The sequence below is a fragment of the Bifidobacterium simiarum genome (genome assembly GCF_002802905.1).
Classification (GTDB): Bacteria; Actinomycetota; Actinomycetes; order Actinomycetales; family Bifidobacteriaceae; genus Galliscardovia; species Galliscardovia simiarum.
Genome location: NZ_PEBK01000001.1, coordinates 145,912 through 159,598, shown reverse-complemented (window position 1 = coordinate 159,598; position 13,687 = coordinate 145,912). Strand labels below are relative to the sequence as shown.

The 13,687-nt window shown below is 62.1% G+C and carries 8 protein-coding genes; 3 read left to right on the top strand and 5 right to left on the bottom strand.

The genetic code is table 11. The annotated features are described in order from the left end of the window. Positions 1–10: 10 nt before the first annotated feature. On the bottom strand, positions 11–3,460 hold the full coding sequence (cas9, locus tag CSQ87_RS00535) for a type II CRISPR RNA-guided endonuclease Cas9 (RefSeq protein WP_100511901.1): 3,450 nt from the start codon (positions 3,458–3,460) through the stop codon (positions 11–13). 591 nt (positions 3,461–4,051) lie between these two features. Here cas9 and purF point away from each other — a divergent pair. The 3 genes from purF (at position 4,052) to purD (ending at position 8,122) form a co-directional block, all read left to right on the top strand. Further along, a complete protein-coding gene (gene purF, locus CSQ87_RS00530; RefSeq protein WP_100511900.1) occupies positions 4,052–5,569 on the top strand; it encodes an amidophosphoribosyltransferase in 1,518 nt (505 codons plus the stop codon). Positions 5,570–5,712: 143 nt separating this feature from the next. Beyond that, positions 5,713–6,753, top strand: coding sequence for a phosphoribosylformylglycinamidine cyclo-ligase (gene purM, locus CSQ87_RS00525; protein WP_100511899.1), 1,041 nt, complete (start codon positions 5,713–5,715; stop codon positions 6,751–6,753). Between the two features lie 91 nt (positions 6,754–6,844). After that, the gene (gene purD, locus CSQ87_RS00520) at positions 6,845–8,122 is read left to right on the top strand and encodes a phosphoribosylamine--glycine ligase (protein WP_100511898.1); all 1,278 of its coding nucleotides are present in this window, start codon (positions 6,845–6,847) and stop codon (positions 8,120–8,122) included. 432 nt (positions 8,123–8,554) lie between these two features. On the opposite strand, the gene CSQ87_RS00515 is transcribed toward purD, so the two are convergent. The 4 genes from CSQ87_RS00515 to CSQ87_RS00500 form a co-directional block, all read right to left on the bottom strand. After that, positions 8,555–9,709: a toxic anion resistance protein gene (locus CSQ87_RS00515; protein WP_243388768.1), complete on the bottom strand. Its 1,155-nt coding sequence runs from the start codon at positions 9,707–9,709 to the stop codon at positions 8,555–8,557. A gap of 84 nt (positions 9,710–9,793) precedes the next feature. Continuing rightward, the gene (locus CSQ87_RS00510) at positions 9,794–10,888 is read right to left on the bottom strand and encodes a substrate-binding domain-containing protein (protein WP_100511897.1); all 1,095 of its coding nucleotides are present in this window, start codon (positions 10,886–10,888) and stop codon (positions 9,794–9,796) included. Then, positions 10,885–11,616 (bottom strand): 5-bromo-4-chloroindolyl phosphate hydrolysis family protein, encoded by a 732-nt coding sequence (locus CSQ87_RS00505; protein ID WP_100511896.1) that lies wholly within the window; start codon positions 11,614–11,616, stop codon positions 10,885–10,887. The genes CSQ87_RS00510 and CSQ87_RS00505 overlap by 4 nt, the downstream gene beginning before the upstream one ends. Next, positions 11,616–13,502 carry a vWA domain-containing protein gene (locus CSQ87_RS00500; RefSeq protein WP_243388767.1) on the bottom strand — a complete coding sequence of 629 codons (1,887 nt, stop codon included), beginning with the start codon at positions 13,500–13,502 and terminating at the stop codon, positions 11,616–11,618. Before CSQ87_RS00500 ends, CSQ87_RS00505 begins: the two co-directional genes overlap by 1 nt. Positions 13,503–13,687: the final 185 nt, after the last annotated feature.

Genomic DNA, 13,687 nt, shown 5'->3' with positions numbered 1-13,687 from the left:
ATCATTCACCTCATTCCGGCCATGACCATGAGACCGGCAAACCGGATGATGACGTCCAGCGTGGCTCCCCGAATGCGTTACGCCGGATTATGCGAGGCCGATATCGATCGATTACTCCAATTGCAGGAAACCATCCTTGACGATTAATAATCTTGTCGACACCGTCGGGAATTTCGATATTTCCGAATTCCGTTAGCTTCTTCAATCCTTCTGAAGCCAACATCCTCGGACGCAAACGCAACTTTGATGGAGAATAGAACCCATCCACAACCCATCTCCTACAAGCATTACGCCCTTCATCGTTCATCCCGTCGAAGAATTGCATGAATTCTCCGATCTGTCCGCTGAGCGGAGCAGCCGAGAGGTCCAGCTCGATTTCATCACCGACGATCAGATACCCCAGATATTCCGCACGCCCTTCCTGCACGGCTTGTACCGTTCTCGGTTCGCCATACCGCATGGAAATCGACTGCGGATGAAGGGCCACCGAGAAAAGATCATCATGTCGTGAATATCGCAGATCCGTCTGGAACACGCGAATCATGCCATAGAAGTACTTGCGTACGCCTCTGGCATTCGCCTTCCAACATCGATAGACGCGCGCGTGATGGATGGTCGATCCAATGTCAGCGGATCCTCCCTGTACGGCAATTTGAGCTGCCTTGGACGCAAAAAATCCGACGGTTTCTTGAGTGGAAACCCTCTGCCCGTTCACGGTGATGCTACGCGACTCATCGGCTGGCAACCCCTTGACGGGACTGTAATCCGGCAATCGCGTAAGCGCACAGTACAGTGCCGGGGTGGAAGCCCGCCGAATCAGATCCGCATCCATGGCTTCGCACAGGCGCAACTTGACCAACTTATGAATGGTGGCGTCGTGAACGATTGAATTGCCGAGGGAGTACCGTCGCCATTGGCTCACCGGCACCCGGTCCTCATCCAATGCCTCGTTCATCAGAGCCAGCAGTCTGTCCATGGATGACAGCCATTGTTGATATGAGGCATATCCGCTGTCGGTCGGTGTCGGATACTCCTTCCACGACACCTCACCCGAAGTTCTCCTCGTGAGACGCTGAGATTCACGCATGGAATCCCGTTCCATCATCGTCTGGGCAACCGCATGGTTCATCATCGCGATCACCGCGGCGTCAACCGCATGATGACGGCGATCCAGACGCGTCTTCGTCTTCGCTCCAATGAAATGAATCTTGCCCTCGATACCGCTTGCCTTACGGGCAAGAGCAGTCACCTTTCCCTGGAACACCCAGACTTTCGTCGTCGGCACAGATGCATAGGAGTCCTCAGGCGCATCATTCCGATACCTCTCGGCATTGAAATACCAATCGATGCGTCGATGAAGTTCGTCCGCCATCCATGCCACTGATTCGATGGACCGGTTGTCGATCGGATCGTCCTGCTCGGTTTGCTCCAGTCGTGCCTTAACGGCCTGGTGGAAGGCACGCTGTTCCCGCGGAGACGCACCCGAATCCGCAAGAAACGCATCGACGCGTTTCTTCGCACCGCTTAGGCTCACCTCACGGTCGCGTGCAGCAGATGTCCTCGCCCACACGGCAAACGGGATGTTGGACTTCATTCGATTGCACTCGGCACAAACGGCCGCAAGATTGGTCCTCGTGTTTGTGGATCCAGCACCCTTACGAGGCACGATATGATCCATCTCACAGGTTCGGAACGTAATCGGCGAGCCGCAGTACAGGCACTGGCCGTTCTGTCTCTGCACAGCCTCCAAGCGACGTATGTCAGAATTACGCACACTGTCCTGAGACTCATCCTCCCGCAGTTTCCTTTCCAGTTCCTGTCGGGAAGCGAATCGTCGCTCGTTGATCCGCTCATACTCTCTCTGGGCTTTTCGGGCAGAGGCTACGGAGCCCAATGAATTGCGGACATGTTCAATCTGCACGGTGACGGGATCCCCCCATCGCCGTTGGCAATTGATGAGATACCGATTCACGATCTTCAGTACACGGTCAACCGCAGGATTACCCAACGGCGCATCGATGGGATCTGACGGCGGCCGCCAATTATCCGACACATCGAACATCGATTTTCGAGCCTCGTGTAGATCGTCTTCGGCAGTCAGCATGCGTTCGGTGAGCTTCGTTAAGGTGCTTACCGAATATGCGGCGCGACCGGCAGGCAGATCGATGGAATCCAAACGCGTCAAACCGTCATCGTCGAGCGTGTCGATGAATTCGATGGCTTCGGCATAATCAAGATCGTCCCGAACTCGATCGACGTCCACCGTGTTGGTCAACAGGCGAATCATTGCCTCCTGCGACCCCTCCGAGGCATCATTCCACCAACGTAGCAATGGCTTGCGAATCTTCGGCTCGGCAGCATAGATACGCTGGATAGACGTCAAACGAGGCGGCCTCGTAGCGATACGTTCTTCACCGTCTTCAGTAAGTTTACCTACGCCGCGAATCTGGCTGCGCTTCAATCCCAGCAATTCCGCCACATCAGACCACGTAATATCGTCACTGGACGGCGTGCAGAGGTTATCGAACACCATCTGTCGCTCATCAACCGTCAACGGTCGTTCCATCCCGTTTTCGAAGATTCGCAGATTGGTGACGACATTAATGATCCGGTAGCGCTGAAACGTCAGAGACGCCTTCAACGCGCGTGGCTGGCTGGGGTCCAGTGGATCACGCCCGACCCGGGATTCGGCCGAGCCTTTCGGGGATACCACATGGAACACTTCGCGGAAGATCGGCAGCCACTCCTCCTTGGGAACTCGTTGTACTTCGAAAATGCGTTTGAGCTCATTCGCATTGTCCTCCTGCATCATGCGCACGGGTAGCAATCCCTGAACTGAAACTTTCTCAGCGGTATTCACCTTGGTACGCAGCCGAGGCGCCTCAGTGAAGCCGTTGGCCAGCACCGCATGCACGATCTGCGCTGGAGTGAGTTCCTGAGGCAGTGTTTTCCCGAGCTTTTCCTCTGCCCGATCAAGCAATTCCTCGTATTGTTTGGAATACGGGACATCAGGCAGCAGAGAATCCACTCGCTTGTAGGAATTGCGCCAACCACGATGACGGGCGATATGCCGAACAGCGATCGAAATGTCTTCACGACGAATCTCATCATCCTCGATGTAGTGTGTCGCCAGATCGCTCCTGACCTGCCACTCTTCGAAAGGCAATGTCAGCGATTCGGGCTCGATAATTGGATACCCGGCCTGCTCAAGAGCCAAATCTACCCTCTGTAGTCTGGCCCGGCGACGGCGACGCATCCTTCGTACTCGTCTCCCCACGCCAGACATTGCCTTTCGAGTGATGGCCTCCTTGTTCTTTTCCGGATCAACGCCACCATCATGAATCACACTTTGCATATTCAGAATGCGAATCGGAGCACCCTCATTATCCACTTCGATTGACGCAAGCCCCACTGAATTGAGACCAACATCAATCCCCAATTTGTATGGTCGTTTAGTCATTTATGCCTCCTCGCTACTCGCAACATGCTATCAAAGAAGTGGGTTATAGGCCAAAATGTGTGTCTGTTTCGACTCGCCTGCCGTTACGGCAGTAAGCGCCTCCTGTCCGAGCCTGTGCGGGCTGCGCGTTACCGGGTGCGGATTGTGTGTCACCGGGTGCAGGTGGCGTCACTCGGTGCACCCGCACCCTGTGACGCGTCCCGCACCCTGTCACACCCCCAACGCACCTCGTCACATCCCCAACGCCCCCGGTCACGCTCCAACCCTGACGACCTGCTGTGGGGCCTAACCGTTGTCACGTCCCCGCAGTCCCCATTGACCGATCGGATTGCCGGACACACATCTTGGCCCGTAACCCAAGGAAGGCTTACAACGAAAAACGGGGCGGACCTTTCGGCCCGCCCCTGCAGAAATCTGCTTAGCATTCAAAGCGGCTAACGAGTCCGCTCTTACTGGGAATTAGCAGTTCTTATTATGCCGCTCGAGGGGGACAACGTAGTTCACACCACGACGGGGCGTCGGTTGTATTGCGCGGTTGATAACGTGGGGATGATTGAATCCTCACGGTAACTCTATATGAAGGAGCTAGGCTTGTCCGCCGAATTGGAAGACATTCACGAGGAGTGCGGCGTCTTCGGCGTCTGGGGTCATCCGGATGCCGCCCGTCTCACCTATTTCGGTCTGCATGCGCTGCAGCATCGCGGTCAGGAGGGAGCCGGCATCGTCTCCAACGACCACGGCCATCTGATCGGACACCGAGGACTGGGACTGCTCACCCAGGTGTTCGGCGACGAACGCGAAATCGAACGACTCAAGGGCGACAAGGCCATCGGCCACGTGCGCTATGCGACGGCCGGCAGCGGCACCACCGACAACATCCAGCCGTTCATCTTCCGCTTCCACGATGGCGACATGGCCCTCGGCCACAACGGCAATCTCACCAACTGCCCCAGCCTGCGCCGCAAGCTGGAGGACGAAGGTGCGATCTTCCACTCCAACTCGGACACCGAGGTGCTCATGCACCTGATCCGCCGTTCCAGCCAGCCCACCTTCATGGACAAGCTCAAGGAGGCGCTCAACACCGTCCACGGCGGCTTCGCCTACCTGATCATGACGCAGGACGCCATGATCGGCGCACTCGACCCGAACGGCTTCCGACCGCTGAGCCTCGGCCGCATGAAGAACGGCGCCTACGTGCTCGCCTCCGAAACCTGCGCGCTCGACATCGTCGGCGCCGAACTGGTGCGCGACATCCGCCCCGGCGAGATCGTGGTGGTGAACGACGACGGCTACACCATCGACACGTACACCGACAAGACCCAGCTGGCCATCTGCTCGATGGAGTTCATCTACTTCGCCCGCCCGGATTCCAACATCTACGGCGTGAACGTGCACTCCGCCCGCAAGCGCATGGGCGCCCGCCTCGCGCAGGAGGCCCCCGCCGACGCCGACATGGTGATCGGCGTGCCCAACTCCTCCCTTTCCGCCGCCTCCGGCTACGCCGAAGAGCTCGGCCTGCCCAACGAGATGGGCCTGATCAAGAACCAGTACGTGGCTCGTACGTTCATCCAGCCCACGCAGGAACTGCGCGAACAGGGCGTGCGCATGAAGCTCTCCGCCGTGCGCGGCGTGGTCAAGGGCAAGAAGGTCGTGGTGATTGACGATTCCATCGTGCGCGGCACCACGTCCAAGCGCATCGTCCAGCTGCTCAAGGAGGCAGGCGCCGCCGAAGTGCACATGCGCATCAGCTCCCCGCCGCTGAAATACCCCTGCTTCTACGGCATCGACATCTCCACCACCAAGGAGCTCATCGCCGGCAAGAAGAGCGTCGAGGAGATCCGCGAGTTCATCGGCGCCGACTCCCTCTCCTACCTGAGCCTCGACGGTCTGGTCGAATCCATCGGCCTGGGCGCGGACGCCCCGTACGGCGGCCTGTGCGTCGCCTACTTCAACGGCGACTACCCCACCGCCCTCGACGACTACGAGCAGGACTTCCTCAAGTCCCTGACCCCGGAGGACCGCGTCAAGCTTCCGCAGTTCGCGCTCAACAAGAGCCACTACGAAGGCAACGAGTACTCCTGCCAGCACGGACTCGAGTCCGGCGAATAACCGCCAACAACCAGCCGCCGCCGGAGCCTCGGCTCCGGCACCCCTCGGTGAGCCATACGCCACCGACATCCCCAATCCCCCGTTCATCATCCAGCTCCCGTTCGGGGAGCCCCACCTCAGGGAACACCCAAGAAAGGTTCATCATGCCCAAAGCGTACGAGAACGCAGGCGTCAGCGTCGAAGCCGGATACGAAGTCGTCAAGCGCATCAAGTCCCACGTCGCCCGCACCAACCGCCCCGGCGTCGTCGGCGGCATCGGCGGCTTCGGCGGCCTATTCGATCTCGCCTCGCTCGGCTACAAGGAGCCGGTGCTGATCTCCGGCACCGACGGCGTCGGCACCAAGCTCGTCGTCGCCAAGATGGCCAACAAGCATAACACCATTGGCATTGACTGCGTGGCCATGTGCGTCAACGATATCGCCGCCCAGGGCGGCCAGCCGCTCTTCTTCCTCGACTACATCGCCTGCGGCAAGAACGACCCGGCCCTGCTCGAACAGGTCGTCGCCGGCGTGGCCGACGGCTGCGTGCAGGCCGAAGCCGGCCTCATCGGCGGCGAAACCGCCGAAATGCCCGGCATGTACGACGAAGACGAATACGATCTCGCCGGCTTCACCGTCGGCGTGGCCGAAAAGTCCGCCATCGTCGACGGCTCCACCATCACCGACGGCGACGTGCTCATCGGCCTGCCCAGCTCCGGCGTGCACTCCAACGGCTTCTCCCTCGTGCGCAAGGCCCTGTTCGAGCAGGCCGGCTACACCGTCGACACCGAACTGCCGGAACTCGGCGGCGCCAAGCTCGGCGACGTGCTGCTCACCCCCACCAAGATCTACGTGAAGACCCTCAAGCCGCTGTTCACGGCCGGCGTGGTCAAGGGCGTCGCCCACATCACCGGCGGCGGCTTCATCGAAAACATCCCGCGCATGATCCCCGGCGGCCTCGCCGCCGACATCCAGCTCGGCACCTGGCCCGTCCTGCCGATCTTCGACGTGCTCGAAAAGGCCGGCGACATCGACCACAAGGAGATGTACAACATCTTCAACATGGGCATCGGCATGGTGCTCGCCGTCGCCAAGGACCGCGCCGACGAAACCCTCGCCATCCTCAAGGAGCACGACGAAGCCGCCTACGTGCTCGGCTCCATCGTCAAGTCCGCCGACGGTTCGCAGATCACCCTGCACGACTGACCGACGGCCGGCCGACCCTCACAGGCACCGGCACACGACAGCAAAACGTACAACGCAACGGCATACAGCAGCTGAAAGGAACAGCAACATCATGGGACAGAAGGTTCTGGTCGTCGGATCGGGCGCGCGCGAACACACCATCGCCCACACCCTGCTCAAGGGAGCCAGCGTCGACGACGTCTACGTGGCACCCGGCAACCCCGGCATGGTCGCGGACGGCATCCACGTCATCCAACTGAGCGAATCCAACCACGCCGCCCTCGTCGACTTCGCCGTGCAGAACGACATCGACTGGGTCTTCGTCGGCCCCGAGGTCCCCCTCATCGAAGGACTCGTCGACGACTTCGCCGCCTCCAACATCCCCGCGTTCGGCCCTGACAAGCAGGCCGCGCAGATCGAAGGCTCCAAGACCTTCGCCAAGGAGCTCATGCAGCGTCACGGCGTACCCACCGCCGCCTACGCCACGTTCTCTGACTTCGACAAGGCCAAGGAATACGTCGAAGCCAAGGGCGCCCCGATCGTCATCAAGGCCGACGGACTCGCCGCCGGCAAGGGCGTCACCGTCGCCATGACCGAAGAGGACGCCATCCGCGCCCTCGAAGAGATCTTCCTCGACCACCGCTTCGGTGCCGCCGGTGCCTCCGTCGTCATCGAAGAATTCCTCGAAGGCCAGGAATTCTCCCTCATGAGCTTCGTCCGCGGCAAGGAATTCTGGACCATGCCGATCTCCCAGGACCACAAGCGCGCCTACGACGGCGACAAGGGCCCCAACACCGGCGGCATGGGCGCCTACAGCCCCGTCCCCCAGATCGCCCAGTCCGTCATCGACGAAGCCATCGACAAGATCGTCCGCCCCGTCACCGCCGCCATGGTCGACGAAGGCACCCCCTTCAACGGCATCCTCTACGCCGGCCTCATCGCCACCGCCGACGGCCCCAAGGTCATCGAATTCAACGCCCGCTTCGGTGACCCCGAAACCGAAGTCGTCCTCCCCAAGCTCACCTCCGACCTCGGCGCCGGCATCTGGGCCCTCCTCACCGGCGGCACCCCCGAATTCACCTGGGACGACCAGCGCGCCACCCTCGGCGTCGTCCTCGCCTCCGACGGCTACCCCACCAACGTCATCAAAGGCGCCCACATCCCCGCCTTCACCATCGACGACCCCGACACCCACATCTACTACGCCGGCGTCACCACCACCGGCGAACAGGGCGACCAGCTCATCGCCAACTCCGGTCGCGTCCTCCTCGTCGAAACCACCGCCGACACCCTCCAAGCCGCACAGGACAAGGTGTACGCGATCATCGACGCGGTGGAAACGCCGGGACTGTTTTATCGCCACGACATCGGCGCCAAAGCCTTGAAGTGAAATAGCGGAGCGTCTGCGGCGTTGCAGAGGGTTCGACGTACCTGCGCTACGCGCCCTCGCGGCCTGCAGAGGCCGCTCGCATCGCCTACCGGCAGTCCACCGGACTGCCGGTTTCACGGCTCAGCGCCTTCGTCTCCCACGCCTTGAAACCGCACGCGCTATTTCACTTCAAGGAAACGGTTGGGGCGATGGGCCTGCGGCCGTCGCCCGAATAACAAAGGGTGGTGTCCTCTCCGATTTCATGGAATGGACACCACCCTTTGGTGTTTGCAGTCACCTCATCCGACCGGCAAAGCCGGCCACCTTCCCCTCAAGGGGAAGGCAAGATCCCGGTCCTTTCAGGCTTCCCCCTCTGGGGGAAGCTGGCGGCGTAGCCGACTGATGAGGGCGAACGAAGCACCCGCGTAACACCCAGGACTCAGCGACTCAGGCTCAGCGGCCCAGACTCTGGGCGTTTTCGATCAGCGCGGTCTTCAGGTCGCTTTCCAGCTGACGCATCTTCGTTTCGTCGGCCGCACGGTTCGCCTTGCCCTCCTGCTGGATCTGCACGGTCTCCTTCAACGTGGAGATCAGCTCGGCGTTCACCTTCTCCAGCGTCTCGATATCCACCACCGAACGCTGGTTCGCCTTCTCCGCGTCCACGGCGCCCTGATGCAGGGCTCGGGCGTTGCGCTCCAGCAGCTTGTTCGTCACATCGTCGGTCTTCTTCTGCAGATCAAGCGCCTGACGCTGGTTCTCCAGACCCAGCGCGATCACCATCTGGCTCTTCCACACCGGAATCGTGGTGGAGATCGTCGTATCGATCTTGTCGCACACCATCTGATCCGCATTCTGGATGATCTTGATCTGCGGCGCGGTCTGCAGGCAGATCACGCTCACCCGGTCCAGATCGTCCAGCCGCTTGGCGAAGCGCTCCAGTTTGCTCTTGAAATCGCTGAGCACCTGCGCCTGCATCGGGTCGCCGCTGGCCTGCGCCTCGGCCTCCAGCTTCGGCAGCTGGTTGGCGTTGAAATCGTCCAGTGCCTTCTTGCCGGCCAGCACGGTGATCTTCAGCTCCCGATACTGCTCGGCGTTGCGGTCGTACATCGTGTTGAACAGCGAGATATCGGAGACCAGCTGGGTCTGCGAGCGCTCCAGCCGGCCGACGATGTCGTCGATCTGCGAGGAGACCTTCTCGTAGCGCCGGCGCAGCTTGTTGATGTTCACCGCCAGCGTGCCGATGATCGGAATGCGCTTGACCGCGCCGAGCTCCGCCTCATCCACCGTGGTGAGCAGCCCCTGCAGCAGTTCGCCGGCCTCGCCCACGTCCTTCGACCGCGTGCGCGAGAGAATGTCGTCGGCGAACGTGGATGTGGCGCGCTGCACGTCCTTGCCGTAGCTGGATTCAATGCCGTCGCGGGTCAGATCCAGCGAATTCGCCATCTGCTCCACGCGGGCGCGATCCGCCTCGGGCAGTTTCGCCAGCTGGGCCGCCGCCGAGGAATCGGCCGCATCCGCTTCGATCATCGAAGCCGCATCCCCCGTCGTCGCCGTAAGATCGCCGGACGTCTTCGATCCGGTCAGATCACTGAGACTGATTTCCTTCATGGCCGTTCCTTTCTATTCAGGCCGTTTCCTGCCCGGTTGATGTCCGCACGGTCCGTGCGCACCCGCCGGTCATCGTTTCACCGCTTACTTGCCGGAGAGCACGCCGATCAGCTTCTGCATGGCGTCGTTGTTGGGCAGTTCGCTCACCGCGGGGATCTGGTCCACCGTGCCGGAGACGCCGAACCGCTTGATCGGATCGGTGCCCACGTAGTTCGCGGACCGCAATCCGTGATGCTCCCACGCGTACTTCTGCATGTCCTCGCTCCTGAGCAGTGTCAGCAGCTTCTCGCCCTTGTCGTCCAACGGGATCAGCATGTGCGTGGACCAGACGGTGGGCGTGGGGTAGGCGATCACGATGTCATCCTTCACCTGCTTCCACGCGTCGGGCTGGTTGGCGGCGAGGTCGAGGATCTGGCTTTCGTAGCCGATCATCATCGGCTTGGATCCGACGCCCAGCGTGAGGAACTGGTTGAAGCTGTCCTCCGAACTGGTTTCCATCCACCCGGACTTGTCGAAGATCGACTTGATCGCGGCACGGTCCCGGTCGATCGACGCGGACGTGGCGGGCTGCCCGCCGTTGAGCACCGTGGCCACCAGGGCCGCGTACTCGTTGCCGGAGTTGGATTTCACCGGATCGGTGGAGTCGATGCGGAACTGACCGTATCCGGACGACCAGCCGACGTCGGCCCAGGTCTTGTTGTTGCGCATCGCGTCCACGGCCTTGGCCATGTCCATGTGGTACACGTTGCCGCTTTTGCTCATCAGACCGGTTTTGACCAGTCCGTCGGCCACCTGCTTGTGCGTGTACAGCACGATCGGCGAGTTGAACACGATGTCGGCCCGTGACGTGTCGACCCCCTTGGCCTTGCCGTATTCCACGGCGGCCTTGGACGAGGGGAAAAGATAGTCCATGCCCTTGCGGTCGGCGTCCATCATCGCCAGCGATCCGGCCTTGCGGTAGTCGACGTTGATGCCGTGCGAGGCGGCGAGCTTGGCGAACCCGGCGTCCTCGAACAGGCTGATCTTCTCGCCGCCGAGGTATCCGGTCACGCTCTGCGTTTCGACCGGTTTGGGCGCGTTGCTTGTCTGCCAGTTGCGAAACACGGTGATGCCGCCGATGATCAGCACCACGGCAAGCAGCGCGGCGAGACCGATGGTCTTTGATTTCGACAGCTTCATGCCTGTTCCTTTCCATGATCGTCATTCCCGCCGGACGCATATCCACCGGCCACGTATCCGCCAGCCTTGTGTCCGCCGGCCGTATTCCCACCGGCCGCGTATCCGTCGGCAGTCTCCCGATCGGCCGTGTACCCGTCCATGCTCGCCAGCCGTACGATCGCGTCAGAGTCGGCGGACAGGGCGAGCCGCTTGGACTCCACGGCGTGGGAGAGCTCGCCGGCCGCAGTCTTCTCCAGCACCTGCAGGGCCTCGATGGTTTCGGCCTTGGCCCGTTCGGTCTGGTCGGGGGCGCCGGCGTGCTCCACGTCCACGTACCCGCGCAGCAGCTTGAGGCTCTGGCCGCCGTAGACGTTGATGAAATGCCGCAAGGTGTCGTACGAGGAGGGGTTGGCCTCCACGAACCGGATGAGCGAGCCGGTGGCCACGACGATGTCGTCGGCCTCCTTGCGCACCTGCGGGTCGAGAGTGCGGGCGATCAGCCGCTGCATGTCGTCGACGCAGGAGCGGGCCCGGTCGAGGGTGTCGGCCGCCTGCTGCCCGTTGGGGATCGCCGAGGCGAGCAGCTGGCCGATCTTGCGTTCCGGCGCGGTCAGGTAGCTCACCCCCACGTAGCCGAGCACGGCCACCACGGCGGAGGCGCCGAGGCCGAGCAGCCCTCCCCCACTGATCCAGAAGGTCACGCCGGCGAGGGCGAGACCGGCGATGAAGGCGAGTATGGTACCCACCATCAGTTGAATCCCTTCACTTCGCGGAACACGGTGGCGAGGTCCTCGCTGCGTCCGTCGAACACCTTGGCGTTGGAGAGGGAGGCGAGCTCCTTGAGCTGCGAGGGGTCGGCGTCGCCGAACATGATCGAGAAGATCGGCACGTCATTGCCCTGGCTTCGGTAGAGCGAGGTGAACGCGTCCTTGTCGCCGGTCTGCGACTGGCCGTCGGTCATGAGCACGATCGCGGTGGTGTAGGCGCTGCGGTCGGAGGGCATGTTCCGAAGGGCGAGTTCGAGTCCCTTGTAGATGTTGGTGCCGCCCATGGGGTCGGTGTTCTGGCCTTCGGAGAGCACCTGCGTGGTGTCGGAGCCGACGGTCTTGGCCGCCACGCTGGCGTCGCTGGAGAACGGGATGAGGATGTTCACGTCCTTCGACCCCGGTTCGATGCGGGCCTGCTTGGCCTGTGCGGGGTTGAGCGCGGCGTTGAGGCCGCGGACCACGCCGTCCTTGCCGGAGCCGTACATGGAGCCGGAGTAGTCGACCACCCACACCGTCCAGCTGGGCTTGCGCAGCATGGTCTGGTAGACGGTGAGCGCGCTGTTGATCACTCCGGCGGCGGGCATGGGGATGGCCTTCAGGGTTTCGGCGCTGGTGTTGATGCCCCAGTCGGCACGGAACGCCTCTTTCACCTTGGCGTCGTCCTTGTTGGTGAGGGTGCCGCCGAGACCGGTGCGGCGGCCGGCGCGTTCGAACAGCAGCTTGGAATCCTTGGAGTGCAGGGCGTCACTGAACTTGCCGTAGGCGTCGTTGAGCTTCTGGCCGCGATCCACATAGCCGAGCGGCGAATCGGAGACCGCGATGCCGTCGGACGGGTAGACGGCCAGCAGCGGGTCCTTGGATTTCGCGGTGAGCGACCGGTCGGTCTGGATGACCAGCGATTCGTAGTTGACCATCGCGTCGAACCGGCCGGGATTGGCGACGACCATGTCCTTGAGCCAGTCCGAGGAGCCGGAGGATCGGTCCACGCCGGAGAGCAGGGTCTGCACGTTGGCCTGCACGTTCGCGTTGCTGAGGTCGGCGGCCGTGACCGCGCGGTTGGCGCCGACGATGGCGGTGAGGAACGCCAGATAGGCGGAGGCGCCGGAGTTGGACTGCGTGGCCGAGGTCATGGAGAACTTCAGCTGCTTCGACTTGACCGCGGCGATGATGTCCTTGGTGCTTACGGATTTGGTCTTGCCGGACGAGTCGGCCCAACCGAGCTTGACGGCCTTGGACTTGGCGATGCCGAAGACGACCGGGGTGACGGACGTGCTGTTCGCGTCCTTGACGACGTGCTTGGTGTCGCCCATGGAGATCCACATCGAAGAGGCGGGCCATACGGCGTCGTAGTTGCGGCCGCCGGCCTGCAGCGCCTTCATGATGTCGAGCGAACCCATGTAGTCGATGGTCACGGCGACCTTGGAATCGTCGACGGCCTTCTGGATGGCGGCGGAGACCTCCTTGTTCTCCGATCCGGAGGCGATCCGCAAGGTGGCGGTGGCCGAGCCTTCGGCCGGCTTGTACTGTTCGGTCTTGCCGTTGTTGGTGACGGTGGGTTTGGCCGTGGAGCTCGGATCGTAATCGGAGGTGTTCGACCCGTTCGATCCGCCCGACGAGGACGAGGACGCACCCGGGGAGCCGGCGCCGCAGCCGGCGAGCGCCATGGTCATGGCCAGCGCGGCGGCCAGCGCGGTCAGCGCCCGGGGCCTGCGTGAGTCGAATGTCTGGGGCCTTACCGCCCGGGGGTCCGCGCCGTGGCCGTGGGGGCTTGTGCCGTGGCCGTGGGGGCTCATCGGATCGCGGCCGAGGGACTTCATCGAACCGACGACATCGCGTATCTTCCGTACCGCCCGTATTGCCCGTGCCATTCGTGCCATTCGCCGCGCCTGGACCATCGCATCTCCCGTTTTCCGTTCCCCGTCGAGTTGGTCTGCGCCGATGGTGGCCGGATCTTCCCGGCGTCGGCGGCGATCCGGCGGGATGTGTGTATTCCCATTGTCCGGCAACGATTCGGCATTGGGGAGAGCGCAAGATGAACGCACCGTGAACATCA